Origin of the sequence: Pararhizobium sp. LjRoot255 (assembly GCF_964252905.1) — a bacterium.
Lineage (GTDB): Bacteria > Pseudomonadota > Alphaproteobacteria > Rhizobiales > Rhizobiaceae > Pararhizobium.
Genome location: NZ_CAXUPQ020000001.1, coordinates 3,881,932 through 3,906,353 on the forward strand (window position 1 = coordinate 3,881,932; position 24,422 = coordinate 3,906,353).

27 protein-coding genes and 1 tRNA gene are annotated in these 24,422 nt (G+C 60.5%); 18 read left to right on the forward strand and 10 right to left on the reverse strand.

All coding sequences use genetic code 11. The features are described from left to right. Positions 1 to 175 precede the first annotated feature (175 nt). Positions 176 to 1,138: a patatin-like phospholipase family protein gene (locus ACSQ2W_RS18580; RefSeq protein ID WP_436087579.1), complete on the forward strand. Its 963-nt coding sequence runs from the start codon at positions 176 to 178 to the stop codon at positions 1,136 to 1,138. A 58-nt stretch (positions 1,139 to 1,196) separates the two neighbouring features. Here ACSQ2W_RS18580 and ACSQ2W_RS18585 read toward each other — a convergent pair whose 3' ends face one another. Further along, entirely contained in the window at positions 1,197 to 1,649 is a 453-nt protein-coding gene (locus ACSQ2W_RS18585) for a CBS domain-containing protein (RefSeq protein ID WP_436087580.1), read from the reverse strand. A 235-nt stretch (positions 1,650 to 1,884) separates the two neighbouring features. Beyond that, positions 1,885 to 2,616, reverse strand: a complete 732-nt coding sequence (locus ACSQ2W_RS18590; protein ID WP_436087581.1) for a rhomboid family intramembrane serine protease — start codon at positions 2,614 to 2,616, stop codon at positions 1,885 to 1,887. Between the two features lie 423 nt (positions 2,617 to 3,039). On the opposite strand from ACSQ2W_RS18590, the gene ACSQ2W_RS18595 reads away from it, so the two are divergent. The 6 genes from ACSQ2W_RS18595 (at position 3,040) to ACSQ2W_RS18620 (ending at position 8,934) form a co-directional block, all read left to right on the forward strand. Continuing rightward, on the forward strand, positions 3,040 to 3,669 hold the full coding sequence (locus ACSQ2W_RS18595) for a PAS domain-containing protein (RefSeq protein ID WP_436087582.1): 630 nt from the start codon (positions 3,040 to 3,042) through the stop codon (positions 3,667 to 3,669). Between the two features lie 91 nt (positions 3,670 to 3,760). Further along, positions 3,761 to 4,369, forward strand: coding sequence for a PilZ domain-containing protein (locus ACSQ2W_RS18600; protein WP_436087583.1), 609 nt, complete (start codon positions 3,761 to 3,763; stop codon positions 4,367 to 4,369). A gap of 598 nt (positions 4,370 to 4,967) precedes the next feature. After that, the gene (locus ACSQ2W_RS18605) at positions 4,968 to 5,576 is read left to right on the forward strand and encodes a transglutaminase-like cysteine peptidase (RefSeq protein WP_436087584.1); all 609 of its coding nucleotides are present in this window, start codon (positions 4,968 to 4,970) and stop codon (positions 5,574 to 5,576) included. A gap of 621 nt (positions 5,577 to 6,197) precedes the next feature. Beyond that, positions 6,198 to 6,929 (forward strand): hypothetical protein, encoded by a 732-nt coding sequence (locus tag ACSQ2W_RS18610; RefSeq protein WP_436087585.1) that lies wholly within the window; start codon positions 6,198 to 6,200, stop codon positions 6,927 to 6,929. A 184-nt stretch (positions 6,930 to 7,113) separates the two neighbouring features. Next, complete coding sequence (locus ACSQ2W_RS18615; protein WP_436087586.1) at positions 7,114 to 8,592, forward strand: D-alanyl-D-alanine carboxypeptidase; 1,479 nt, start codon at positions 7,114 to 7,116, stop codon at positions 8,590 to 8,592. A 75-nt stretch (positions 8,593 to 8,667) separates the two neighbouring features. After that, entirely contained in the window at positions 8,668 to 8,934 is a 267-nt protein-coding gene (locus ACSQ2W_RS18620; RefSeq protein ID WP_436087587.1) for a hypothetical protein, read from the forward strand. 455 nt (positions 8,935 to 9,389) lie between these two features. Here ACSQ2W_RS18620 and ACSQ2W_RS18625 read toward each other — a convergent pair whose 3' ends face one another. Beyond that, positions 9,390 to 9,824, reverse strand: a complete 435-nt coding sequence (locus ACSQ2W_RS18625) for a DUF1489 family protein (RefSeq protein WP_436087588.1) — start codon at positions 9,822 to 9,824, stop codon at positions 9,390 to 9,392. 71 nt (positions 9,825 to 9,895) lie between these two features. Beyond that, the gene (locus ACSQ2W_RS18630; RefSeq protein ID WP_436087589.1) at positions 9,896 to 11,296 is read right to left on the reverse strand and encodes an L-serine ammonia-lyase; all 1,401 of its coding nucleotides are present in this window, start codon (positions 11,294 to 11,296) and stop codon (positions 9,896 to 9,898) included. Positions 11,297 to 11,553: 257 nt separating this feature from the next. Between ACSQ2W_RS18630 and ACSQ2W_RS18635 the strand changes: the two genes are divergently transcribed. From ACSQ2W_RS18635 to ACSQ2W_RS18645, 3 genes are all read left to right on the forward strand, one after another. Then, entirely contained in the window at positions 11,554 to 12,246 is a 693-nt protein-coding gene (locus ACSQ2W_RS18635; protein ID WP_436087590.1) for a DUF599 domain-containing protein, read from the forward strand. Between the two features lie 82 nt (positions 12,247 to 12,328). Further along, positions 12,329 to 13,336, forward strand: a complete 1,008-nt coding sequence (locus ACSQ2W_RS18640; protein WP_436087591.1) for a heparan-alpha-glucosaminide N-acetyltransferase — start codon at positions 12,329 to 12,331, stop codon at positions 13,334 to 13,336. 2 nt (positions 13,337 to 13,338) lie between these two features. Next, on the forward strand, positions 13,339 to 13,812 hold the full coding sequence (locus ACSQ2W_RS18645; protein ID WP_436087592.1) for a methyltransferase family protein: 474 nt from the start codon (positions 13,339 to 13,341) through the stop codon (positions 13,810 to 13,812). A 24-nt stretch (positions 13,813 to 13,836) separates the two neighbouring features. Here ACSQ2W_RS18645 and ACSQ2W_RS18650 read toward each other — a convergent pair whose 3' ends face one another. Both ACSQ2W_RS18650 and mgtE read right to left on the reverse strand, forming a co-directional pair. Next, positions 13,837 to 14,223, reverse strand: a complete 387-nt coding sequence (locus ACSQ2W_RS18650; RefSeq protein WP_436081637.1) for a MerR family transcriptional regulator — start codon at positions 14,221 to 14,223, stop codon at positions 13,837 to 13,839. A gap of 166 nt (positions 14,224 to 14,389) precedes the next feature. Further along, positions 14,390 to 15,817 carry a magnesium transporter gene (gene mgtE / locus ACSQ2W_RS18655; protein WP_436087593.1) on the reverse strand — a complete coding sequence of 476 codons (1,428 nt, stop codon included), beginning with the start codon at positions 15,815 to 15,817 and terminating at the stop codon, positions 14,390 to 14,392. Positions 15,818 to 16,075: 258 nt separating this feature from the next. Here mgtE and ACSQ2W_RS18660 point away from each other — a divergent pair, with 258 nt between their 5' ends. Beyond that, positions 16,076 to 16,576: a peptide deformylase gene (locus ACSQ2W_RS18660; protein ID WP_436087594.1), complete on the forward strand. Its 501-nt coding sequence runs from the start codon at positions 16,076 to 16,078 to the stop codon at positions 16,574 to 16,576. A 66-nt stretch (positions 16,577 to 16,642) separates the two neighbouring features. Here ACSQ2W_RS18660 and ACSQ2W_RS18665 read toward each other — a convergent pair. Further along, positions 16,643 to 16,727: transfer RNA gene (locus ACSQ2W_RS18665), tRNA-Leu, on the reverse strand. A gap of 196 nt (positions 16,728 to 16,923) precedes the next feature. Between ACSQ2W_RS18665 and lipB the strand changes: the two genes are divergently transcribed. Continuing rightward, the gene (gene lipB / locus ACSQ2W_RS18670; RefSeq protein WP_436087595.1) at positions 16,924 to 17,670 is read left to right on the forward strand and encodes a lipoyl(octanoyl) transferase LipB; all 747 of its coding nucleotides are present in this window, start codon (positions 16,924 to 16,926) and stop codon (positions 17,668 to 17,670) included. Positions 17,671 to 17,708: 38 nt separating this feature from the next. Here the strand turns inward: lipB and ACSQ2W_RS18675 are convergent, their stop codons facing one another. Together ACSQ2W_RS18675 and ACSQ2W_RS18680 are read right to left on the reverse strand one after the other, a co-directional pair. Continuing rightward, positions 17,709 to 18,311, reverse strand: coding sequence for a hypothetical protein (locus tag ACSQ2W_RS18675; protein ID WP_436087596.1), 603 nt, complete (start codon positions 18,309 to 18,311; stop codon positions 17,709 to 17,711). A gap of 148 nt (positions 18,312 to 18,459) precedes the next feature. Then, the gene (locus ACSQ2W_RS18680; protein WP_436087835.1) at positions 18,460 to 19,371 is read right to left on the reverse strand and encodes a DMT family transporter; all 912 of its coding nucleotides are present in this window, start codon (positions 19,369 to 19,371) and stop codon (positions 18,460 to 18,462) included. 230 nt (positions 19,372 to 19,601) lie between these two features. Between ACSQ2W_RS18680 and ACSQ2W_RS18685 the strand changes: the two genes are divergently transcribed. The 5 genes from ACSQ2W_RS18685 to fghA all read left to right on the forward strand — a co-directional run bounded on the left by ACSQ2W_RS18685 (position 19,602) and on the right by fghA (position 23,391). Then, a complete protein-coding gene (locus tag ACSQ2W_RS18685; RefSeq protein ID WP_436087597.1) occupies positions 19,602 to 19,997 on the forward strand; it encodes a helix-turn-helix domain-containing protein in 396 nt (131 codons plus the stop codon). 87 nt (positions 19,998 to 20,084) lie between these two features. After that, on the forward strand, positions 20,085 to 21,212 hold the full coding sequence (locus tag ACSQ2W_RS18690) for an S-(hydroxymethyl)glutathione dehydrogenase/class III alcohol dehydrogenase (RefSeq protein ID WP_436087598.1): 1,128 nt from the start codon (positions 20,085 to 20,087) through the stop codon (positions 21,210 to 21,212). Positions 21,213 to 21,378: 166 nt separating this feature from the next. Next, a complete protein-coding gene (locus ACSQ2W_RS18695; protein ID WP_436087599.1) occupies positions 21,379 to 21,849 on the forward strand; it encodes a YaiI/YqxD family protein in 471 nt (156 codons plus the stop codon). A gap of 25 nt (positions 21,850 to 21,874) precedes the next feature. Then, complete coding sequence (locus ACSQ2W_RS18700) at positions 21,875 to 22,528, forward strand: DUF1345 domain-containing protein (RefSeq protein ID WP_436087600.1); 654 nt, start codon at positions 21,875 to 21,877, stop codon at positions 22,526 to 22,528. Between the two features lie 29 nt (positions 22,529 to 22,557). Next, the gene (gene fghA, locus ACSQ2W_RS18705; RefSeq protein ID WP_436087601.1) at positions 22,558 to 23,391 is read left to right on the forward strand and encodes an S-formylglutathione hydrolase; all 834 of its coding nucleotides are present in this window, start codon (positions 22,558 to 22,560) and stop codon (positions 23,389 to 23,391) included. A 61-nt stretch (positions 23,392 to 23,452) separates the two neighbouring features. Here the strand turns inward: fghA and ACSQ2W_RS18710 are convergent, their stop codons facing one another. Next, complete coding sequence (locus ACSQ2W_RS18710; protein WP_436087602.1) at positions 23,453 to 23,764, reverse strand: DUF1883 domain-containing protein; 312 nt, start codon at positions 23,762 to 23,764, stop codon at positions 23,453 to 23,455. A gap of 187 nt (positions 23,765 to 23,951) precedes the next feature. On the opposite strand from ACSQ2W_RS18710, the gene crcB reads away from it, so the two are divergent. Next, entirely contained in the window at positions 23,952 to 24,329 is a 378-nt protein-coding gene (gene crcB / locus ACSQ2W_RS18715; protein WP_436087603.1) for a fluoride efflux transporter CrcB, read from the forward strand. The last annotated feature ends 93 nt before the right edge of the window (positions 24,330 to 24,422 follow it).

Genomic DNA, 24,422 nt, shown 5'->3' on the forward strand with positions numbered 1-24,422 from the left:
ATTCACGATTTCGCAACCAGAGTGGGAGCGTAATCTCAACATTCGGACGCGTTCCGCCGGAAACACCGGCAAAGAAGAGTCTGATGTAGATTGTGTCTTACCGCATGCGCTTGCAACGCAGCAACGCGAGACGTGACGGCCTGTAACAGTGCGTTCTGCGGCATGGAGGTGCCGGATGTTGAACTGGACATTTAATCGCAGCGGGATCACGGCAGACGCGTCGGCGCCCGGCGGTCCCTCCCACGCTCTGACCGCACCTCCTCCCGAACAAATCAAACCGCCAAAGTCCAAGATCGCCCTCGCCCTCGGCGGCGGCGCGGCGCGCGGCTGGGCCCATATCGGCGTCCTCAAGGCGCTGGATGAAGAAGGCATCGAAGTCGGCATGATCGCCGGCACGTCGATCGGCGCGCTGGTCGGCGGCTGTTATCTTGCCGGAAAGCTCGATGAACTCGAAACGTTCGCCCGTTCACTGACCATGCGGCGCATCGCCGGCCTGCTCGATTTCGCGATCGGCGGCGGCGGTCTGTTCGGGGGCTTGCGCCTGACGAAGCGCATGCAGGAACATCTGCAGGATATATCCATCGAAAATCTGGACAGGCCATTTGTCGCGGTCGCGACCGAGGTCAACTCCGGCCATGAAGTCTGGATCGGCGAAGGATCGCTGATCACCGCGATCCGCGCCTCCTATGCGCTGCCCGGCATCTTCGAGCCGATCAAGTCCAACAACCGCACACTGATGGATGGCGCGCTCGTCAATCCGGTGCCGGTATCGGTCTGCCGCGCCTATGAGCAGCAACTCGTCGTTGCCGTGAACCTTAATTACGATCTATATGGCCGCTCCGCGGTGATCAAGCATCGCGCCGACAATCAGGCGGTTGACAACCAGCCGGCGCCCCACCCGACCACGCGCCTTGGCATGACGGGTGTCATGGTTCAGGCCTTCAACATCATTCAGGACCGCATCTCACGCGCACGCCTTGCCGGGGACCCGCCAGACCTGGCGCTGCACCCCAAGCTGAACGACATCGGATTGTCGGAATTCCACCGGGCCGGCGAAGCGATCGATCGCGGCTATCACGAAACCAAGTCCAGGCTCAGCGAGCTGAAGCGGCTGCAGGACGTGATGGTGCGCGGGTAACGGCGGCGGCACGCGGCGGGCGAAGCCTGACACCTCGCCGCGCCGTTCGCGGAAAGCCTTATAGATGAACAGTCTTGGCGTCCTGCCCGGCGATATAGGCCCTGATGTGCTCGGCCTCGTTCTCGATCGCACGGATATGATGTCTCACCGCGTCGCCAATCGAGACGATTCCGACAAGGCGCCCGTTCTTTTCCACCGGAAGATGGCGCGCGCGCATGTTGTTCATGATTTCCATGATGTCGTGGATGCTCATTTCTTCCGTGCAGCTATGGACCTTCGACCACATCAAGGCGGAAACCGGCTTGTCCAGACATGCCGCGCCATACTTGTCCATGGCGGCGACCACGTCGCGCTCCGTCAAAATGCCTGCGATCTTGTCACCGGGTTTGACGACAACGATGGCACCGATACGATTTTCATGGAGCAACCGGACAGCTGCTCGCACCAGCGAGTGCGGATCGACCGTGAATACCTGACGGCCTTTTTCATTGAGAATTGCAGTAACTGACATTCACGACCTCCCGTTTCAGCGACTCGTCTGACCGGGATATTGGCGAACCGCAAACGCGCATATCGCGCCTTTCCGGTTGGGGACCAATCCGCAAGACAGATGTCATTCCTGTCGCGTTTTTTCCCATCCGGCAGCCCATCGATCTCCTCTTGATCGGCTGCCCTCGGACAGGAATGGTGCGCTACAGCTTTTGGAAAATCAAGAGTTGTCGGCGAGATCGCCGATCTTTCCAAGGTCAATTCCGGGGATCGAAAAGGCCAAACAGAAAGAAGCCGAACAGGAAACCGCCGATATGCGCTTCCCAGGCAATGCTTGCGTCGCCGAAGGCAAAGACGCCGAGGGCGATCAGGATGTTCGTCAGGAACCAAATACCGGCAAAGAAGACCACGGAGCGGTTCGACAACGACTCACCAATCGTCAGGCGGCGGTTCAGGTGGGCAAACTGCCGGCTGATGCGGCCGCTGGGTGAAAAGACGAAGCGGGCAGCCGCCCCCATCATGCCGGCCACGACGCCCGAGGCGCCGACGACAACGGCCATGTCGCCCCAGTGGAATGCGATATGCAACCCGACCGCGGCCACGGCCGACAGGCACCAGAAGACTGCGAGGCGCGCCATACCGATCCGGCGAATGACAGGCGCACCAAAGGCCACCATCCAGAAGCCGTTGAAAACCAGATGTTCCCAGGAGCCGTGCAGGAACGAATAGGTGATCGGGCTCCAGAGCCAGGCGAGGCTCTGGTCAGCCAGCGGATGGTCATAGCGCGCAGGCAGAAAGGCGACATTGAAGACCAGTTCGTTGTCAATTGACTGCGGCAGCAGATAGGTGCGCACGGCGTGGATCGCCACGAGCACCGCCAGGATGCCGACCAGGCCCGAAGGCAGATTGAACGCCGGTTCGCGCACGCGCACCGGCTTTTCCGTTTCGGCATCCTCTGCCGGCGTCACCCCGTCCGGTTGGTCTGTCATGCTGCTCACAATTCCTTCTGCGGTTCCAACCGCTGCCGCACAATTGATTTCGTCGCTTTATACGATAAAGACGCCAACAAAAACGGCCGAACGCGCGGCATTCGTTGGCGAAGATTTCGCACGACGTTCATGTCCCTGCTTTTCTAGAAAGCATCCGGCGTTGTCGACGAAAAAAAGGCCGTCCAGTCAAAAACCGAACGGCCGGTGAGCTCCCAAAACCCGAGCCCAAAGTTTGTGTGCCGAAGGCAACCCTTCGTGAAGTGATGTCCCTGGATGCCACCGATACCGCCCGCTTTCAATCTAAACCAAAAATTAACCTTAATATCCGTGTGGCATGGAATTCGCACCGTCGTTGCTGCGGGGCCAATTTTCCGCCGCCAAATGTGCCAAAGCGGCACAGAGTGTCTCGAACGGAATAAGAGAATGCGCAGCAAAACCACAATCGAGATCTACGCCTACTGGGACGAGTTGCGAGGACATCGCGACGTGCCGGCCCGCGGCCAGATCGAGCCTGCCCACATCCGGCATATTCTGCCAGACCTCTTCATCCTGGAAAAAACACCACGGGGCGAAATCCGCTTCCGATTGGCGGGTACGCGCATCTGTGCATTGTTTGCCCGCGAACTGCGCGGCTCGAAGTTCGACGCGCTGTGGCTTGGCGAACAGACGGCCCGGCTTGAGCGGATCGCCGGCGATGTCATGACACAAAAGGCGCCCGTCGTCCTGACGGCGGCGGCCATCGCCGGCGCGGCCGATCATCTGCCGACCGAACTTGTCCTTTTGCCGCTGAAATCACCTGATGGCAGCGTCGATCGTCTCATCGGTGCGCTCGTTCCGCTGGCGCGGCCCCATTGGCTGGGCGCCACCCCCGTCAACTTCCTCGATCTTGGCGAAATTCGCGTCCTCGATATCGAAAAGACCAGCCTGTTTTTGCAGAACCGCCCCGCAATCTCCCTGCCCGCAAATCCGCACCCGGTTGCCGACAACGGCATAGCCGGCGCGATCCGCCGCGTTCTCCATCTGCGCGTCTTCGAGGGTGGTCGGCTCGACTAAAGCGCATCGAACCGCGGAAGCGCGAAAAAACCTTCTGTTAACCGGAACACGGTAAAGCTGTGATCCAGATGGACATCGCATAAGTGTGGTCATGTATTCGTTTCAGCAAACGCAGACTGCCGGCCCCAAGCAGCACAACGAAAGCGCATTTCAACGCGTTTCGGTGAACCTCACCGGCCGGCTCATGCTTGCGAATCATGACGAATTCGAATGCACCGCGATCGACATGTCGCCGGGCGACGTTCTTTTCACCTGCGATGCGCGGCCGCGCACCGGCGAGCGCATCATCGCCTATGTCGACCATGTCGGCCGCCTGGAAGGCACTGTTTCGCGCCTCGCCGATAACGCCTTCGTCATCCAGATCAACGCGACCGACCGAAAGCGCGAAAAGCTCGCCGCACAGCTGACCTGGATTGCCAACAAGCACGAGCTTGGCCTGCCGGAGGACCGGCGGCATGATCGTCTTGCGCCACGCAAGACCCGCACCGAAATCACGCTCGACGACGGCAGCAAATATGTCTGCCGCATCATCGACCTGTCGCTGTCCGGCGCCGCCGTCGATATAGAAACCCGCCTGCCGCTTGGAACAGCCGTCCTGCTCGGCAGCATGAAGGGTCGCGTCGTCCGCCATTTCCAGGAGGGCATGGCGATCGAATTCCTCGGCATCCAATCGCGCGACGCTTTGAGAGAGTTTCTCTAGGCACGCCTCAACGCGCCGCGTCTCGCACACACCCTCCGGGTCCGATCCAATTACGCACACTCCGGCGCCACCGCCACGCCGACTGGCAAGCCACATGCGGCGCGCAGAGGCGCGCCGCAAAACGCCCCAATCTGGCACATACGCCAGTCGGTAAATGTCCCGATTTTTCAAATTTCGTCATTCGGTCCGCAAACTTTCGTGCCAGAATGAAAAATAATTTTGCCCGTTCACCGCTATTTCCGGTCGAAATCAGCAAACATCCTGGTAAACAAGTCTATCCGAAACACGCCCCCGCCGCCCGGAGTCGCGCCAGCCTTCGGGGTCACCATGGCCGGGCTCCCGGTCGCCGCAGATGCCGCTTGTCAAAAACATCAATTTTTCCGGGACTTAGGTAGTTTCCAATCGATTAACCGCGCCCAGGCACGCGGAAAATGCATAAAAATTTACACATAGTTGAATCAAATGAATCTCAAACTTTAGTCAAGTTAAATTCGAATTTTGTACTTATTTCAGTTTGTTTTGTACTTTATTTTACTTCCAATTTTCGCGAGCGATAAAAAACTCGGTGTCATTGTCTAGCCACAACGGGGAGACAAGCATGACAACGAAAACGTTCCTGAAGGCAGGCCTCATCGGCGTACTCTTCTCTGCAGTCGCAGCACAGTCGGCGCTCGCTTTTCCAGCCAACATGACGACCGATGGCCCGACCAATCCGCCGGTCGGGCACTACGAATTCTGCCGCAGCCTGCCTCAGGAATGCCGGTCTAATCCGGGTAGCGCGGCGCCTGGCGTGCTGACCCGCGAAGGCTGGAAGAAGATCCTTGAGGTCAACTACGAGATCAACCAGGCGGTGACGCCGATGACGGACAAGGAGATCTTCGGCGTCGAAGAGCACTGGGCCTATCCTGACAAGGTCGGCGACTGCGAAGACTATGTGCTTTTGAAACGCAAGCGGCTGATTGAGGCCGGCTTTTCGCCTGCCGACCTTCTGATCACCGTTGTCTTGCAACCGAACGGCGACGGCCATGCGGTGCTGACCGTGCGGACCGATCGCGGCGACTTTGTGCTCGACAATATGCGCAACAAGGTGCTTTTGTGGTCGGAGACCGAATATACCTACCTCAAGCGGCAATCGGAACAGAATTCCGGCCGGTGGGTAAAGCTTCAGGATGGCCGCACGGTGGCCGTCGGCAGCGTCAGCCAGTAGCCCCACATATATCGGAGATTCGCGGATCGGCTCAGGATGCCTGGACCGCGTTTGAAAAGGGCTTCGGTCAGTCCCCAATCCCCGTCCCAGACCAGGTCCTTTTGGCCGGTTCCGCTGTCCCCGGAACCGGCCTTTTCTTTGCGCGCCGCAATCGCAGCAGAAATCAGGGGCTGGCAGACCGGCAAAATGGACGCATTGCACAACCAGTAGCCCGTAGCAGCAAGCCCATGCGCAGGCTATCGCGACCCCAACGACACCGTCGCTGATCCGTGCACCTCCCGACAAGAGCATCCGCCACAGCGCCATCACGAACAGGGCCGGTCCAGCAAACAGTGCCAGGAATATGGCGAACGGCCGGAAATTGTCACTCACCATTTGATGCAAGGACGGCCAGTGGTGGCGGCCCGCAGCTGACATCCAGAACAATGAAAGAGACGCCAAATCCGGCAGCCAGCAGAACGAGGATCATCGCAAAATTCATTGAAAATTAACCATGTTGCCGCAGCGTTGAGATCACCCTGCCAATCAGCAAGTTCCGTGCCGCCGAGGCTGGTTCATTTCGGGACGCATGCGGCTGGAATTTATACCCTCCGTTAACGAGAGCAAGGTTGCGATCCGCCGATGACAGCCAATCCTGCAGCCACCGATGAGGATCACGGACCGCTGATCTCCGCGCGTTTTGTCTATGGACTAACGGCCGTCGTCGCCAGCCTGGCCCTGTTGACCGCGGGCATTAGCATTGCCGGGCGCTGGTACGGCGAAAACCTGGCGCTGGCGGGACATACGACGAGTACCGAAAACAACGATATTTTCATCGGCTTGGATCACCTCCGTCTGCCGTCCAACGTCATCCGCTTCGAAGAGCAACGCATGACCGGCGTGGCCGAACGGGCCGACCTCTACCTTACCTGGCCCGGCATGCAGGGCTACACCGACAAGACCCGCACGCTCTTCAACGACGTCAATCACCCCGGAAAGTTGATCTTTCTTCAAATTTCCCAGAGCACGATGTCGCGCGACATGTCGGGGCGGCTGGAGCCGATCTACCAGCATCTTTTCGACGATACAGCCCTGCCCGGCCCGGCCGGACTGCAACGCCACGTGATGAAGGAGAATTCCGGTTATGGCCAGGAAGTCTTCTTCACGGCGGACCGCGATGGAGACACCGCGTATACCGTGCGCTGCATCCTGCCTGCAACGCCCGCGATGTCCACCAGCGCCGATTGTCAGCGCGATATTCATGCGGGTCGCGATCTTGTTGTGCTTTACCGCTTTTCGAGCCAATTGCTGCCACAATGGCAAGCCATCGACACGGCCGTCCTCAACTACGTCAATAGCAAGCTCGTCCCATGACACTCCCTATCCACCTCTTCATTTTTCTCAGCCAGACCTGCGGCTGATTTTGTAGCGAAATGCAATTCAAGCGGCGGAATACGAAACCAATCATTCATCATAAACCGATTGGTAACGCTATTCCGATAGAGTTTTTAGAACGGTCGTTCTGGAGGCCACGCCCGGACGCCATCTGTGAAAAAGAATGAAGAGTAGTGTAGTGTCCAAATCCATATTCAACGGTTCCGTTCAACGCACCATTGCCCCATTCTTTCGGAAGGCTTGCCAGGTGCTGCTGGTGTCGCTGGCCGCGTCGCTGACGACCATTTCCGTGGCGGCCGCAGCGCAATATGCCGGCATCGTTGTCGACGCCAAGACCGGAAAGGTGCTGTATAGCGAGGATGCCGACAGCCTGCGCTACCCCGCATCGCTGACCAAGATGATGACGCTCTATCTGACCTTCGAGGCGCTCGAAGCCGGCAAGATCAGCAAGAGCACACCGGTACCGTTTTCGAAGCGGGCATCGGCGGAGCCGCCGTCCAAGCTTGGCGTACGCGCCGGCCAGTCGATCACGGTGGAACAGGCAATCCTCGCCCTGGTCACCCGTTCAGCGAATGATGCGTCAACCGCGCTTGGCGAGCTGCTCGGCGGCTCGGAGGAGCGTTTCGGCCGGATCATGACAAACAAGGCCCGCGCCCTCGGCATGACCCGCACCACCTATCGCAATGCCAACGGCCTGCCGAACACCGCGCAGATGACGACGGCGCGCGATCAGGCGCGGCTCGGCATCGCGCTTCGCCAGCATTTCCCGCAGTATTATCCCTACTTCTCAACGCGCAGCTTCCGTTTCGGCAAGCAGACGATTGGCAACCACAACCGCCTGCTCGGCAATGTCCGCGGCGTCGACGGTATCAAGACCGGCTACACCCGCGCTGCTGGCTTCAATCTTGTGACATCGGCACAGGCCGATGGCCGCAGCATTGTCGGCGTTGTGCTCGGCGGCAAGTCCGGCGGCAGTCGCGACGCGCAGATGCGTGCCCTCGTCGCCAAATACCTGCCGGCGGCCTCACGCCGCGGCGGCGGTGATCTGATCGCGGAAACGGCCGACGCACCAACCATGCAGGCGCAAGCCGCCGAACAACCGGCCGAAGCGGCTGTTGCCGCGACCGGCGGCAGCTTCAATCTGCCGAACAGTGGCCCTGTTCCGGATTTCCGCTACAGCGGCGAAACCACCCAGAGTATCGAAGTCGCCTATGCCGAACCTGCAAAGGTCAGCGCCAACCCCGTGCTGAACGAGAACATCGCGCCGAACACACTGGAAGCCCAGAGCCGCAAGATCGCCAAGGCTGCACCAGTCCCGGCCGCTGTCGACAACCAGATCACCAATTCCGTTGCCAAGGCCGCAGCCGAAACGCCTGCCGCCACCGGATCAGCGTCTGACGGCTGGGTCATTCAGATCGGCGCGACGCCGGACAAGGATCAGGCAATGACGCTGCTCGAAAACGCCAAGGACAAGGGCGGCAAGGCGCTGCGCGGCGCAACGCCCTTTACCGTGGCCTTTGCCAGCGGCGGGGGTCATCTCTATCGGGCGCGTTTCGGCGGGTTCGCCAATCAGGACAAGGCCGTGAATGCCTGCAAGACGCTGAAGCGCAAGGGTTTCGCCTGCTGGGCGAGCCTGCAATAGCGTCTTTGAAGTTTCGATCGCCGGGCGTTTGCCGGCGGTCCTCCTCGGATTTGGTTTTGCGTAACGAGGTCAGTTATGGGAATGAACGAGAATGGGCCGGGCATGACGCCCGCACCGGACAAGAAGAGGAAGGCGCCGCGCTACGGCCTGCATCCTCTGCACGAGGCCGCCATGCGGATTGCCGAACTCGGCAGTCGCCCCAAGTCGAAGACGAAGGATCTGGTAACACTGCTACTGACACATGGCGCCCGGGCCTGGCGCTCGACCCAGCCCACCGCGCAAATCCATGTGCATGTGACGTCGCCTTCAGGGCGCTATCCGATCCGGATCAAGATCCGCTAAAGCGCGTCGCATCGAAAATGGATAAATGCGCCGCGCTCTAAACGATGGCAGCGCGCCCATACAGCTTACCGATATCAATCATCGTCGCCATTGTAGCGGTCATGATGCCGGCGTCGCTCACGTGCACAGCCACCACGCCAATCGTCGCAGGATACCCGACGCTGCACGGAGCGCTCGCAATAGCCATCTTCGCAATAAGTGTCGACGATCCGCTCGCGAATAACACCGTTGTTGGATGAGCTGTCCGAGCTCGTATTCGACGATTGGCTGCCGGCCTGGGCCAACGGCTGGTGAACGAGGGCAACCGCATCCCGATACACGACAGTTCTGGAAATACCCCGTCTCTGTCACTTCGTGACATCTCCCCCAAGGGGCGGGCTGTCCCATATGGATCGAAATCCGGCGCTTCGCACCACCTTCTCTCCGCCGGGGGAGAAGAGTAAGCAGGCCTCAAATCAAAGAAGGCCGAGCTCTGCGAGTTCCCGCCGCAGCTCAAGTGGCATTTCCGTCGCGCCGCCCAAGGCAGTCAGATCGCGCGGCGCGTCCTTGTCCTCCAGATAGCGCCAGCCCTGGAAGGCGCGGCGCGGCTGGTAGGCCGTTTCGATCACTTCGGGGCCGAGAATAAGATTACAGCGGCCGATGCCGTCGGCGTCTGTGAACGTCTCGATGCCGGTCAGCCGCTGGCGCGCCTGCACCTGCCCCTTGATCACCCAATAGAGCGATCCGCCATCGAGCAGTTCCTCGACGCGTTTCGGAACCATGCGGGTTGTGTGGGAGGAGTGTGGCTCGAGGCCGGCGGCTATCGCCGTCAGCGCCCGCCGCGAAACCCATTCGCGAAGGTCTTCGATCGATTCCGCGCCGACGCAGAGCTTGATGAGATGCAAGGCCATGGCCGGAGTTGAACACCCAGTCGCCCATCGCGGTCAAGCTTGTTCTTGACCGCTCCACAATACGAGACTGCTCAGCACTCCACGACGTTGACGGCGAGACCGCCTGTCGAGGTTTCCTTGTATTTATCGTGCATATCGACCCCTGTCTGGCGCATCGTCTCGATGCAGGCATCCAGCGGCACGAAATGCTGGCCATCGCCCTTGATCGCCAGCGATGCTGCCGTGACGGCTTTGACCGCGCCGAGCGCATTGCGCTCGATGCAGGGCACCTGCACGAGGCCGGCAATCGGATCGCAGGTCATGCCGAGATGATGTTCGAGCGCGATTTCCGCGGCGTTCTCGATCTGCTCCGGCGTGCCCCCCATCACGGCAGCAAGACCGGCCGCCGCCATCGCGGAGGCCGAGCCGACCTCGCCCTGACAGCCAACCTCGGCACCGGAGATCGAGGCGTTGAACTTGATAATGCCGCCGATCGCGGCCGCGGTCAGAAGATAGTCGCGAATACCATGATGATCCGCATCGTCGTGAAAATGCAGGTAATAACGGATCGTGGCGGGAACCACGCCAGCCGCGCCGTTGGTCGGCGATGTCACCACCCGACCGCCTGCGGCGTTCTCCTCGTTGACCGCCATCGCATAGACGCTCAGCCAGTCGTTGGCGAGCAGCGGATTGACCTTGTTCGAGCGCCATTCGTCTTGCAGCTTATCATGGATCATGGCGGCGCGGCGGCGCACCTTCAGCCCGCCGGGCAGTATCCCGCCACCGGTCAGGCCGCGGTCGATGCAGCTCTTCATCGCCGCCCAGATGCGGTCGAGGCCCTCGTCGAGCTCCTCCCGCGACATCGAACATTCCTCATTCGCCCGCTTCATCTGGGCGATCGACAGGCCGGAGCGCGCCGCCATCTCCAGCATCTGCTTGGCCGTTGCGAAGGGATAGGGAACCTTGACGCCGCCCGGCTTGGACTTGCTCGCCTTCATCGCCTCCAGTTCCGTGTCGGTGACGACGAACCCGCCACCGATGGAATAATAGACGCGCTTCAACAAGAGCCGCCCGTCCTTGTCGAAGGCAGAGAAGGACATACCGTTGGCGTGGCCCGGCAGGGGCACCTTCTTGTCGAAGACGAGGTCGGCCTTCGGCTGGAAATCATAGGCCGGATGTCCGGGCGGCGTGATGCGGCCGGTGCGCTCGACCGTTTCGATGATCTCATCCATGCGATCGGGATCGACCTGATCGGGGCGCTCGCCCATCAGGCCGAGGATCACCGCCCTGCCCGTGCCATGGCCGACGCCGGTAAAGGCGAGAGAACCGTGCAGGCTCGACTTGATCGAGGCAACGGCAGCGTTGGCCGGCCGCGGCCAGTCGCTCGACAGGATCAGGTCGAGAAAGCGGTTCGCAGCCGACATCGGGCCCATGGTGTGCGAGCTTGAAGGACCGATACCGATCTTGAAGACGTCAAAAACCGAAAGAAACATTCGAACTCCGCCCTGGGCACTGGTTGGCCGGAAACACTGCCGGACCACAATCATATCGACGAAACTAGGCTATCCTGCGCCCGCCGTCCGGCGACCGACCGACATCCGCAACCGCGCGTGCGACACGGCGCGCCGTCGCTTTCCCGGCGCCGTGATTCCTTACATATAAGTCGCCATGCACGGGAGCGGATTTCAAGATGCATGGCGAACTTTTGCAGTGCCTTGCAATTTCGGCAAACCATGCCAAAAACGGAAGCATGACATTTACCGACTATATCGCACTGGCCATTTTCGCGCTCCTGTGGACTGGATACAATTGGGCGACGGACGGCAAGGTGCTGCTCAAACGCATCGGCCTAACGCGGCTGATGATGGAGAACCGCCGCCGGTGGATCCTCAATTCGCTCAATCGCGACCTGAAGATGATCGATACCCAGATCGTCGCCGGACTACAGGCAGGCACGGCCTTCTTCGCGTCCACGACGATCTTCGCGCTCGGCGGCTGTTTTGCCTTGCTCGGTGCCACGGACGAGGTCCAGAGGATCATGAACGACCTGCCCTACGTCTTCCGTGGCGGGCGCAGTGCCTTCGAGCTGAAGGTCGGCGGCCTTGCCTGCCTGTTCGCCTATGCCTTCTTCAAGTTCGCCTGGTCCTACCGCCTGTTCAATTACTGCTCGATCCTGATAGGCGGCATTCCGATGATGTCGGACATGCATGAGGATCGCGCCGGGGCCGAACGCGCGGCCGGGCGGGCGGTCAGGATGAACATCCTTGCCGCCAAGCATTTCAATGCCGGCCTGCGCAGCATCTTCCTGTCGATCGGCTATCTCGGCTGGTTTGTCAGCCCCTATGTCTTCATCGCCCTGACCGTCTTCGTCATCTTCGTCCTGACGCGGCGGCAATTCTATTCGGAAGCGCGCCAAGCGCTGCTTGACGACACAAACCGCTGAAATCCGCAAAATAGCGCCGCGAAGCATTGCGCCTCGCGCAAGCTCGCGCATGTATGTTCCGATGATTGGAAAAGATAGAGCCATGTCGATTACCAACGCAGTTTCCGCAAGCGACACCGGGGCGACGCCACCGGCAACAACCGAAAAAGGGGGCCGGATCTGGGCGATCGATGCCCTGCGCGGTGTCGCCCTGATCGCCATGGCGACCTATCATTTTTCCTGGGACCTGGAACTCTTCGGCTATCTTGAACCGGGCACCGTCGGAACCGGTGCATTCAAGATGTATGCCCGGCTGATCGCCGGCAGTTTCCTGTTTCTGGCCGGCGTCAGCCTCGTGCTCGGGCACTACCCCGCCGTCCGCGCCCGCTCCTTCGCCATCCGCTTTGCCAAAATAGCGGCCGCCGCCCTCGCCATCACCGGCGTCACCTGGTTTACATTTCCCGACAGCTTCATCTTCTTCGGCATCCTGCATTCGATCGCCGCGGCGAGCCTGATCGGCCTGATTTTCCTGCGACTGCCCGCCCTCCTGACGCTGGCAGCGGCGGTCGCTGCCTTCGCGGCACCGCTCTACCTGCGCTCGGCGGTCTTCGACACGCCGGCGCTTTTATGGGTTGGCCTGTCGGAAACATTACCCCGCTCGAACGACTACGTGCCGCTGCTTCCGTGGCTTGCACCGTTCCTTGCGGGCATTGCGGCGGCGCGCATCGCAACGGGCTTTGGATGGTTCGACAAATTGCGCACCGACGGCAGCGCGCGGTGGAAAGCACTGCTGACCACGGCCGGCCGCCACAGTCTCATCATCTACCTTCTGCATCAGCCGCTGCTGTTGGCACTCGTCTATCTCTTCTCTCTCGGTTTTCCCGCGGCCAAGCCGGACCCGGTCGAGGCCTTCCGCGCCAATTGCGAGGTGACCTGCAGCAAACAGGAAACCGCCGCCATCTGCGCGAAGTTCTGTGGCTGTACGCTAGACAGGCTGATGGACGAAAATCTGTTCGAGCCGCTGAACGTCGGCAAAATCGACATCAACACCGACGAGCGCATTGCGCGCATCGCCGGTCAATGCACCGTGGACGCACAAGCGAAGGAATAGACATGAACGCCTATCGCGCCAAGCCGCTAACATACCCCTGGCCACCCGTTCTCTATGCGGCTGCCATGCTGGCCGCTGTCAGCTTGGGGCGTTTGGTGCCGATTTCCGTCGTTCACAGTCGCGGGTGGCTGCCCTCACTTGCCGGCGCGGCCCTCGTCCTCGTCGCAGTGTCGCTGGATATCTGGGCGATGAAGACGCTGATCGAGCGGCACACCGCCGTTCTGCCGCACCGGTGTTCGTCGCATCTCGTGACCTGCGGGCCGTTCCGCTATACCCGCAATCCGATCTATCTCGGCTACACGGTCATGATGGTGGGTTTCGGCCTGATCACGCTCAATCCATGGTTCTTCATTCTGGCCAGCGCTTCCGTCGCCCTGACGACCGCTTTCGCGATCCGCAATGAAGAACTGCATCTTTTGTCGCGCTTCGGTTTCGAGTTCGAGCGCTATTGCCGCGCCACCAGCCGGTGGATTTGACACGGCATCAGGAGACCGAGCCGCTCAGGTACCAACGCCGATCTCGGCGAGCCGCGTCAGGCAGGCTTCCTCGACATTGCCCAGTTCTTCGAGTGTCTCCTCGATGTCCTTGCGCTTCTGCAGCAATTCTTCGCGCTTTTCCTCGACGCGCTTCATCAAAAGGCGCAGCTGCCCCGCCTCGCCGGGCGGATCCTTGTATACCTGGATGATTTCGCGAATCTCGGCGATTGTGAAGCCGATACGGCGGCCACGCAGGATTTCCATGATCAGGCGGCGATCGGCCGAGCGGAACAGCCGGGTGCGGCCGCGACGCTCGGGATGGATGAGCCCCTCATCCTCGTAGAAACGCAGCGTGCGGGTCGAAATCCCGAATTCCCGTGTCAGTTCCGTAATGGTATAGTATTTGTTCACGCCTGCCTCGCTGGAAACCGCAGCTTGAAGACCTGACGCGAAACGCCCGTACTGCAGATGCGGTTTAAGTGTCGCGCCGGTCAACCCGCCTGAAACGAGGCCGTCGCATATATGGCTGTCCAATCTGATTGACTTTGACGTAAAAGTCAAATTTTTGACGTAACCATCAGCTGACCTGGAACCACCAGGCTGCTAGCCCGAGGAAGGCGAAAAATCCGGTCACATCCGTCACGGTGGTGACGAAAACCGCCGAAGAGACGGCGGGATCGGCCCCGAAACGGTCAAGGAGCAGCGGGATCATGATCCCGGCCAGAGCGGCGGCGATCATGTTGATCAGCATGGCAGCGGCGATGATGCCGCCGATATTGTAGTCCTGGAACCAGGCACCGGCGACGATGCCGATCAGCACGCCAAACAGCGTCCCGTTCAAAAGGCCGACACCGGCCTCGCGCCGAACGATGCGCCAGGCGTTGTGGATGTCAAGGTCGCGGGTGGCAAGTGCGCGCACCGTCACCGTCATCGTCTGCGAGCCGGCATTGCCGCCCATGCCGGCAACGATCGGCATCAGCACGGCAAGCGCGACGATCTGCTGGATCGTCGCTTCGAAGAGCCCGATGACCGACGCAGCCAGAAACGCCGTCAGCAGATTGACCATGAGCCACGGCACGCGTGAACGCGACGTACTGCCGATCGAATCGGAGAGTTCTTCGTCGCCGACGCCACCGAGGCGCATCAGGTCTTCTTCGGCTTCCTCCTGGATGACGTCGACGACATCGTCGATGGTCAAGACGCCGACGAGGCGGTTGTTTTCGTCAACGACGGCGGCGGAGAGCAAATCGTATTGCTCGAACAGTTGCGCTGCCTCTTCCTGGTCCATTTCGGCCGGGATGGGATGAGTGGTTTCCCGCATGATCGTCTCGACCTTGACCGAGCGTTTGGTGCGAAGCACGCGGTCGAGATCGAGCGCACCGACCAGCTTGAAGGTCGGATCGATCACGAAAATCTGCGTAAAGCTTTCCGGCAGATCATCATCTTCACGCATGTAGTCGATGGTCTGGCCGACGGTCCAGAATGGCGGCACCGCGACGAATTCCGTCTGCATGCGGCGGCCAGCCGTGCTTTCAGGATAATCCAGCGAACGCCGCAACCGCACCCGTTCGGTGAACGGCAGTTTCGACAGGATTTCTTCCTGGTCTTCCTGGTCGAGGTCTTCCAGAATGTAGACGGCATCGTCCGAATCCATCTCGCCGATCGCTGCGGCGATCTGTTCGTTCGGCAGGTGTTCGACGATATCGAGGCGGATCGCCTCGTCCACCTCGGTCAGTGCCGAAAGGTCGAAATCCTCGCCGAGCAGGGAAACGAGCGCCCGGCGCTGCTCCGCCTGGATCGCTTCCAGCACGTCGCCCATTTCCGACGCGTGCAGGCGGGCCACATGCTGGCGAAGATAAAGCAGATCGCGATCGGCGATGGCGGCGCCGACATGCATCAGGTAGTCGGAGCGCACCGACCCGTCTTCTGCGTAGATATCGGAGCCGTCATAGGCACCCTCGTCCATCGCAATGCGCTCTTTTTCCTGATCGCCGGTGCTGCTCATGTGCCCGCCCTCGAAAGAATTACAGCCCTCCGAAACGCCGGCTCAGGGTCCGGCGGGAGCAGGAAGGCGATGCCGTATACAGGTGGTCGCAGACGCCTTGCGAAAGGCAACCGCCCCTCCCTGCTAACCCAACATACCGGCGAGGTCCACCATCCGATTCGCCCCCAGACCGCTCACGCCATCACTTTTGCCCAAGCTGTTGCAAAATCATAGGAATTGTTTAGCTCTGACGTCGCCGAAAAAACGCGGAGAACGACCTTGCCGATACGATCGATCCTGCGATTTCCCGATGCGCGACTGAGCATGCCGGCAGCCCCCGTGGAACGGTTCGGTCCGGATCTCGCCGCTCTTGCCAGTGATCTCTTGGAAACGATGCGCGCAGCGCCGGGCATCGGCATCACGGCGCCGCATATCGGCGTGCTGCAACGCCTCACGGTGATCGAGCTGGATTCCGTATCCGGGCCGAAAATCTACGTCAATCCTGAAATTACCTGGTCTTCCGATGACACGGTCTCCAACACCGAAGGCAGTGTCTCCATGCCGGGAATTACCGAAGACGTCGTTCGGCCCCGTCTGGTCCGCGTCCGCTACCAGATGCTTTCCGGCGATGTGGTGGAAACAGAAGCGGACGGCTTCTTGTCGATCTGCCTGCAGCATGAAATCGACCAGCTCGACGGCATCTTCTGGCTGCAGCGCCTATCACGGCTGAAGCGCGAGCGCGCGACAAAGCGTTTCGCAAAGCTGGCGAGGAGTGGCTAAATCCTTCTAGAGGCATAAAAAAACCCGCTGAAAAGCAGGCTCTTTTTGCTTGGTTCGAAAACCAAATGGTGCGGTCGAGAAGACTCGAACTTCCACGGGTTGCCCCACAGCGACCTCAACGCTGCGCGTCTACCAATTCCGCCACGACCGCATCGTGGTAGGTGCCCGATTGCTCCGGCGGGGTGCATGTAGCAAAAGCATTTGGGGTGCACAAGAGCAGGATGACAGAAAGTTGACGGCAACAGCAACTATTTCAACAGGCCGATCTCGCGCCCCCTGAGAACGCTGGACTCTTGGCCTTTCGCGTACCATTTAGAAAACACGCACAAACAGGATTACCCGCGACCATGCAACGCGAAAGCCTTGAAAAGACATTCTTCTCTGCCGATGGCTTACCGCCGGTGCGCTGGAGAATCGCACCTTCGCTCGTCGATTATGCCGAGGCTGTGGAAACGATGGAGCGCGAGGCAGCGGCAATCTCAGCCGGCGAGGCGGACGAACTCGTGTGGCTGGTCGAGCATCCGCCACTCTATACGGCCGGCACCAGCGCCGATGCGTCAGACCTTGTGATGCCTGACCGGTTTCCGGTGTTCCAGACCGGCCGTGGCGGCGAATACACCTATCACGGACCGGGACAGCGCGTCGTCTACGTCATGCTCGATCTGAAGCGGCGCAAGCAGGACGTCCGGGCCTTCGTTGCCGCACTCGAAAGCCTGGTCATCGAAACGCTCGCCAGCATGAATGTCAAAGGCGAACGACGCGAGGACCGCGTCGGCGTCTGGGTGCGCCGGCCGGAACGGCCAGCCCTGCCCGATGGCTCGATGGCGGAAGACAAGATCGCCGCCATCGGTATCCGCCTGCGCAAATGGGTGAGCTTTCACGGGCTTTCGCTGAATGTCGATCCGGATCTCGATCATTTCGGCGGCATCGTGCCCTGCGGCATTCGCGGCTATGGCGTCACCAGCCTCGTCGACCTCGGCCTGCCGGTGATGATGGCCGATGTCGATATCAAGCTGCGGCAGGCGTTCGAGGCCATTTTCGGCCCGACCGTCAACGACGGATCGGCTCAGGAGAACAGCCGGTCCGTCGCATAGCCATGCACGGCGACCGAGCCGCTGCCTGCTTCCAAGGCCTATGCTACGGTCGCATCATGGGCCGGCAGGTCCGTCAGAACACCGATCTTGTCGAGCATGCGGCGCTCGCGCGCCGTCAGGTGGTTGCCGCGCGACCGCGCGATCGCGCTCATCACCCGGGCGATCCGCATGACGTCCGATGCCTGCAGGCCATGCTGCCTGCTGCCGCGCATTCCTGCCCAGGCGCCAACCTCGTCGATGACGGCGAGGCGAACCTGTTCCAGCGCGAAGACCGAAAGGCTGTCGGGAATGCGAGACGAGATATCGATGACATGAAACAGCAGATCGAGTTCGATGGGCGAATTGATCACGCCTCGCGTCGAGATCATCGCGATCAGCCAATCGGCATTCCGTTCGTCCATGGCGCCCTGTGGATCCAGGTGGTGAACGATGAAATCCGTCATGGTCTCGAGGAAATAGTGATGCCATTCGGGACATTTTTCGCTGCAGGAGCTGTTAATCGCCAGAAGGATCATCGCATCCTGCGACGACGTCAGCCCTGCCTCGAAAACATGCTCGCGCAGAATGCCGACATCTTCGGCCGTCAAGCGCGTCTTCCCGGCGATCGCACATGCCGGATAAGAAAGACGAAGTTCGCTCATCTTTTCTCCTCCCCGTTTCATCATGAAACTGGAGGTAGTGTAGACGCAAGCCCTTTCCATTCAGAAAAGAATGGGCGTTAACAAGAGCCTGCACGATTCATTCAACTTTTGCCATTCCTGGTGTCTCACTTCGAGTTGCGGTTTGCCCTTAGATCGCTTCCGATTCCATGGAATTATGCAGTCGCCCTGCCCGCCGCTCCCGCCAGATCATGAAAAGACCGGAACCGACGATAATCGCGATGCCGAGCCATTTCGACGCTGTCGGAAATTCGCCGAAGATCAGGAAGCCCAAGGCGGTCCCCGAGATGATCTCGAAATAGTGGAACGGCGCGAGGAGCGATACGGGCGCTGCCTGAAAAGCCTTGACGACGAGGAGATGGCCGTAGCCGGAAATCGTGCCGAGGGTGATGACCAGAACCCAGCCGAGCGGGGAATGCGGCAGCGACGGGACGAAATCCACCGCTCCGGCACCATGGCCGACGGCGATCACCACGATCATGAACAGAGACCCGCCGATGCCGGCGATCGTCTGCATCGCGAGCGGCGTGTCGGCACTGCCGACAATCCGGTTCAACAGGAGATAGCAGGCGAACAGGAACGCGCAGAAGACCGGCAGAAACGACGTCGCGCCGAAGAGTTCGAAGCTCGGCTGAATGACGATCATCGCCCCGCCGAAGCCGACGATGATGGCAAGCCACCGCCGCCACCCGACCTTTTCGCGCAGGACCAGGGCCGAAAGGCAGGTGAGGATGAACGGTTCGACGAAATAGATGGCAAAGACGTCGGCGAGCGGCATGTATTTGACTGCGACGAAGAAGAACAACGCCGCGCCCGCAAGCAGGACGCCGCGCAGCAGATTGAACCAGAGGCGCCTGGGTTTCAACGCCCTGAGGCCACCGGTCGTCAGCAGCAGCGGCAGCACCGAAACAAGCTGGAAGAAAAACCGATAGAACGTCACCTGCCCCGGCGACATGCCCTGATAGACGGCCATGTATTTGGCGATCGCGTCCATACACGGCAGGATGATCATCGCAAACAGCATGATCGCAAGACCCTGCATGACGGTGGTGGCGGAGGCGCCGGTTGTGCGAGATGACGTGCTCAAACAGGAGTTCCCATTTCTTCGTTGTCGGACATGGAAGCGAAGGCGTTTTTGGCGGCATTTTTGGCGTGCTGGAGTGCCCGGTCATGTGCAGGGCCATATAGACTGGCTGAGTAACTATCCGACCGCAACAGCGCGGCCGCCCCGGAACTCGACCATCCAAGCCAGCAAGGCAAAAGGAGAGACCGATGCGCTTATCAACCGATACCTTTTTAGCGATGATTCGCCGGCCAAGCGACAATGATACGCTCGGAGGCCGCATCTGGCGCGCGCGCGACGCGATGAACCTGTCGGCGCAGGAACTGGCAGACCGGCTGGGCGTTCGCAGCGACACGATTTCCGCCTGGGAACGCGACCGCTCGGAGCCCCGCACCAGCCGGTTGTTCACGCTGGCGGGCGTGCTTGGTGTCAGCCCGGCCTGGCTGATCGCCGGTATCGGGGAGGCGCCGAAGGACGATCTCTCCAACAGCATCTCCGGACATCTGCGCGACCAGCTGGCGCAAGTGAAGAAACTGCACGAACAGACAGGAAAAGCGATCTGCGCCCTTGAGATGGAGATCAACCGCGTCCTACAGGACATGTGACAATCACGACTCAAATCGGCCGATTCCGGCTTGAGCGCCGCACGCCACTCTGCGATTGTGGCGCCAATTCATTCAGGGAGAAGAACCATGGACGTACGTGCCGCTGTTGCCGTTCAGGCCGGCAAGCCACTGGAAATCATGACCGTTCAGCTGGAGGGCCCGCGAGCTGGCGAAGTCCTGGTCGAGGTCAAGGCGACCGGCATCTGCCACACCGACGAGTTCACGCTGTCCGGCGCTGATCCGGAAGGCCTGTTTCCGGCCATCCTCGGCCATGAGGGTGCCGGCATCGTCGTCGATGTCGGACCGGACGTCACCTCCTTGAAGAAGGGCGACCACGTCATCCCGCTCTATACGCCGGAATGCCGCGAGTGCTATTCCTGCCTGTCGCGCAAGACCAATCTCTGCACCTCGATCCGCGCCACCCAGGGCCAGGGCCTGATGCCGGACGGCACGAGCCGCTTTTCGATCGGCAAGGACAAGATCTTCCACTATATGGGCTGTTCGACCTTCGCCAACTTCACCGTTTTGCCGGAGATCGCGCTCGCCAAGGTCAATCCCGACGCGCCGTTCGACAAGATCTGCTATATCGGCTGCGGCGTCACCACCGGCATCGGCGCCGTCATCAACACCGCCAAGGTCGAGATCGGCGCGACCGCGATCGTCTTCGGCCTCGGCGGTATCGGCCTCAACGTCATCCAGGGCCTCAAGCTTGCCGGTGCCGACATGATCATCGGCGTCGATATCAACAATGACCGCAAGGCCTGGGGCGAAAAATTCGGCATGACGCATTTTGTCAATCCGAAGGACGTCGGCGACGACATCGTGCCCTATCTGGTCAACATGACCAAGCGCAACGGCGACACGATCGGCGGCGCCGACTACACCTTCGACTGCACCGGCAATACCAAGGTGATGCGCCAGGCGCTGGAATCGTCGCATCGCGGCTGGGGCAAGTCGGTGGTCATCGGCGTTGCCGGCGCCGGCCAGGAGATCTCCACGCGGCCGTTCCAGCTGGTCACCGGCCGTTCCTGGATGGGCACCGCCTTTGGCGGCGCCCGCGGCCGCACCGACGTGCCGAAGATCGTCGAGTGGTACATGGACGGCAAGATCCAGATCGACCCGATGATCACCCACACCATGCCGCTCGAGGACATCAACAAGGGCTTCGACCTGATGCATGCCGGCGAGAGCATCCGCAGCGTGGTGATCTACTAGGGCTACGCCGATAGTTTTCCGCGACCCGCTCAGGGGCGCGGAATCTATGGGAACGGCGACGTGCAGCCGCTCGCTCGAGCGGCCATGACGCCGGCCAGCAGCGCATTGAAACCGACGGGCAATTCGGTCGCGCGGCCATAACAGTGAAGATCCGGGTATAGCGGCCATGTCGGAAGAAACATCTCCCAGCAGCACGATCTACGTCGATGCCGACGCCTGTCCGGTCAAGCCGGAGATCCTGAAGGTTGCCGAGCGACATGGCCTGCCCGTTGTCCTCGTCGCCAATTCGGGCCTGCGGCCGTCCCGCGACCCGATGATACGCAACGTCATCGTCTCGGCCGGTTTCGATGCTGCCGACGACTGGATCGCGGAACGGGCCGGCGAAGGCGACATCGTCGTCACGGCCGACGTTCCTTTGGCCGGCCGGTGCGTCGCCGCCGGCGCGCAGGTGACGGGGCCAACGGGACGAATCTTCGACAAGACCAATATCGGCATGGCCACCGCAATGCGCGACCTCGGTGCGCATCTGCGCGAAACCGGGGAAAGCAAGGGCTACAACGCCGCCTTCTCGCCCCGTGATCGCTCCGCTTTTCTCGAAACGCTCGACCGGCTTTGCCGCCGTGCCAAACAGCGCTAGTGATGTAAAAAACGCGGGAGCGTCCATGAGCAAGACTGACAGGAAGATCGCCCATCGCCGCCATGCGCCGTTTTACGCGGGCGGCATTTGCGCCGTCATCACTGCTGTTGTTTGTCTGCTTGTCGCACCAAAATTCGCGGTGGTTCTCTCGGCAGTCGTGTTCTTTTCGATCTATCTGGCTCTCATCGCCCGACGTCTGCCGAAATTGACGGGAGCCCATCTGAAACGCAACGCTGCCGGGACCGACCAGCCCGCGATCGTCATTTTTGCGGTCACGCTCATCGCCGCCGGCGTTTCCATCGTTTCACTGTTCCAGGTGCTGAATGCCGGCGGTACCGAGACTGTGGTCGAACTTATGCTCGCTTTTGCCTCGGTCGCGCTTGGCTGGTTGACCATCCATACGATGGCGGCGATGCATTACGCGCATCGCTATTGGAGTCCGGAAATGGGGGATGACGGGGGCGACGGCCACGGTCTCGATTTTCCAGGTACGGCAGAGCCGGGCGGCTACGACTTCCTCTACTTCGCCTTCGTCATCGGCATGACGGCACAGACCTCCGATATCGTCATTTCCTCGACTGCCATGCGAAAGATCAATCTCGGGCACGCGGTCGTATCCTTCTTCTTCAACACGGTGCTGGTGGCGGCTGCGGTCAACGCAGTGGTCTCGCTGGCATAGCGGCACTATCAGCTTCAAAGGAGCACAGCTTGAAAGTCCTTTCCCAGAACACCGCCTTTGGCGGCATGCAGGGCGTCTTTTCGCACGCATCGCAGTCCTGCAAGACCGAAATGACCTTCGCGGTATATGTTCCGCCGCAGGCGATTTCCGCACCTTGCCCGGTCGTCTGGTATCTCTCCGGCCTCACCTGCACCCATGCGAACGTGATGGAAAAGGGCGAGTACCGCCGCATGGCTGCCGAACTCGGCCTGATCATCGTCTGCCCCGATACAAGCCCGCGCGGCAACGATGTGCCGGACGAGCTGACTAACTGGCAGATGGGCAAGGGCGCAGGTTTCTATCTCGATGCGACAGAGACGCCCTGGGCCGAGAACTACCGGATGTACACTTACGTCACCCAGGAACTGCCCGCTTTCATCGGCCAGCATTTCCGCGTCGACATGGACCGCCAGGGCATCTTCGGTCATTCGATGGGCGGCCATGGCGCCATGACGATCGCGCTGAAGGACCCTCAGCGCTTCAAGAGCTGTTCGGCCTTCGCGCCGATCGTCGAGCCCTCAACGGCCGACTGGTCAATCGGAGCCTTCGAAAAATACCTCGGCGAGGACAAGACTAGCTGGCGGCAATATGACGCCTGCGCACTGGTGAAGGACGGCGCCCGTTTTCCGGAGTTCCTCATCGACCAGGGCAAGGCCGACAATTTCCTGGAAAACGGCCTACGCCCCTGGCTGTTCGAGGACGCTATCAAGGGCACCGGCATCGATCTGACGCTTCGGATGCACGAGCGTTACGACCACTCCTACTATTTCATTTCGTCGTTCATGGACGATCATCTGAAGTGGCACGCCGAGCGGCTGGCCTGAGCTTTAGCCAGCGATACCTGATAGCCGCGCCATGCCACACGGCGCGGCTATCGCAATTCCTTCAGGACGCCGACTGGAACCGGGCCGGAGCCGCGGTCTCGATCATCCGGATACTCGAATTGCTCTGACCGTGATGGCCTTCCATGTCGACGACGAGGTGCCAGTGGCCGGATTGCGGGATGGTCAGCCGGAGTGGCGACTTGCGCGCCACGCCGCCGACGAACTGGTGCTTCATCGCCTGCTTGTAAAGCGCGAAATTGTTCTCCGTCATCAGCCGGACATTGGCTACGGCGCTGAGCGTGATCTCGATGGTAACGCCGGCGCGCTGCTGCTTGAGATCATAGTGGGTAAAGCTGAACTTCAGTTTCGTCATTCCAGTCTCTTCGAGTTCCTTGCCCGCGGGAACCGTATATTAGGTGTTGCGCGTTAAAGAATGGTTTTGCGCTGGCGTCTCAAAGCGATACCGCTTGCATTAAAAATCAGCGCTAACACCTTTAATCATGAGATGCTTCTAAGTAGCCTCCTTCCCTGTCCTGCCGGTTTCGGCTATGGCGGTTTCCATGACACATATCCTCCTCGTTGCCGCCGGTGGCGCCCTCGGTTCCGTGCTCCGCTACCTTGTCGGGCTCTGGACATTGCGCGGTTTCGGACCGTCCTTTCCCTGGGGAACGCTCACCGTCAACGTTACGGGATCCTTTCTGATCGGCGCCTTGGCGGAAGCGATCGCACGCAAATTCGGCGCGTCGACCGAGATGCGTGTTTTCCTGATCACCGGCATTCTCGGCGGCTATACGACCTTCTCCGCCTTCTCGCTCGATGCGATCACGCTCCTCGAACGCGGCGAGCCGGTCACAGCAGTCATTTATGTGGGCGCCAGCGTGCTTCTTTCAGCAATCGCCGTGTTTGCCGGGCTGGCCCTTATGCGCGCAATGGTCTAAAGCGTCCGTCTCAGAGCGCCGCGCGTCCATGCGGGACCGGCCTGCTCTGTCATATCAGTTTGCGCAGGATTTCCGGTCGGCACCCTTGTCGAG

Coding starts and splice junctions, on each gene's coding strand:
- ACSQ2W_RS18585 (WP_436087580.1), bottom strand. CDS start 1,649: ATGTCAGTTACTGCAATTCTCAATGAAAAAGGCCGTCAGGTATTCACG.
- ACSQ2W_RS18615 (WP_436087586.1), top strand. CDS start 7,114: ATGAAGAGTAGTGTAGTGTCCAAATCCATATTCAACGGTTCCGTTCAA.
- ACSQ2W_RS18630 (WP_436087589.1), bottom strand. CDS start 11,296: ATGTTTCTTTCGGTTTTTGACGTCTTCAAGATCGGTATCGGTCCTTCA.
- lipB (WP_436087595.1), top strand. CDS start 16,924: ATGCAACGCGAAAGCCTTGAAAAGACATTCTTCTCTGCCGATGGCTTA.
- ACSQ2W_RS18675 (WP_436087596.1), bottom strand. CDS start 18,311: ATGAGCGAACTTCGTCTTTCTTATCCGGCATGTGCGATCGCCGGGAAG.
- ACSQ2W_RS18680 (WP_436087835.1), bottom strand. CDS start 19,371: ATGCAGGGTCTTGCGATCATGCTGTTTGCGATGATCATCCTGCCGTGT.
- ACSQ2W_RS18635 (WP_436087590.1), top strand. CDS start 11,554: ATGACATTTACCGACTATATCGCACTGGCCATTTTCGCGCTCCTGTGG.
- ACSQ2W_RS18690 (WP_436087598.1), top strand. CDS start 20,085: ATGGACGTACGTGCCGCTGTTGCCGTTCAGGCCGGCAAGCCACTGGAA.
- ACSQ2W_RS18695 (WP_436087599.1), top strand. CDS start 21,379: ATGTCGGAAGAAACATCTCCCAGCAGCACGATCTACGTCGATGCCGAC.
- crcB (WP_436087603.1), top strand. CDS start 23,952: ATGACACATATCCTCCTCGTTGCCGCCGGTGGCGCCCTCGGTTCCGTG.
- ACSQ2W_RS18645 (WP_436087592.1), top strand. CDS start 13,339: ATGAACGCCTATCGCGCCAAGCCGCTAACATACCCCTGGCCACCCGTT.
- ACSQ2W_RS18605 (WP_436087584.1), top strand. CDS start 4,968: ATGACAACGAAAACGTTCCTGAAGGCAGGCCTCATCGGCGTACTCTTC.
- ACSQ2W_RS18600 (WP_436087583.1), top strand. CDS start 3,761: ATGTATTCGTTTCAGCAAACGCAGACTGCCGGCCCCAAGCAGCACAAC.
- ACSQ2W_RS18710 (WP_436087602.1), bottom strand. CDS start 23,764: ATGACGAAACTGAAGTTCAGCTTTACCCACTATGATCTCAAGCAGCAG.
- ACSQ2W_RS18685 (WP_436087597.1), top strand. CDS start 19,602: ATGCGCTTATCAACCGATACCTTTTTAGCGATGATTCGCCGGCCAAGC.
- ACSQ2W_RS18700 (WP_436087600.1), top strand. CDS start 21,875: ATGAGCAAGACTGACAGGAAGATCGCCCATCGCCGCCATGCGCCGTTT.
- mgtE (WP_436087593.1), bottom strand. CDS start 15,817: ATGAGCAGCACCGGCGATCAGGAAAAAGAGCGCATTGCGATGGACGAG.
- ACSQ2W_RS18580 (WP_436087579.1), top strand. CDS start 176: ATGTTGAACTGGACATTTAATCGCAGCGGGATCACGGCAGACGCGTCG.
- ACSQ2W_RS18590 (WP_436087581.1), bottom strand. CDS start 2,616: ATGACAGACCAACCGGACGGGGTGACGCCGGCAGAGGATGCCGAAACG.
- ACSQ2W_RS18640 (WP_436087591.1), top strand. CDS start 12,329: ATGTCGATTACCAACGCAGTTTCCGCAAGCGACACCGGGGCGACGCCA.
- ACSQ2W_RS18625 (WP_436087588.1), bottom strand. CDS start 9,824: ATGGCCTTGCATCTCATCAAGCTCTGCGTCGGCGCGGAATCGATCGAA.
- ACSQ2W_RS18620 (WP_436087587.1), top strand. CDS start 8,668: ATGGGAATGAACGAGAATGGGCCGGGCATGACGCCCGCACCGGACAAG.
- ACSQ2W_RS18610 (WP_436087585.1), top strand. CDS start 6,198: ATGACAGCCAATCCTGCAGCCACCGATGAGGATCACGGACCGCTGATC.
- ACSQ2W_RS18595 (WP_436087582.1), top strand. CDS start 3,040: ATGCGCAGCAAAACCACAATCGAGATCTACGCCTACTGGGACGAGTTG.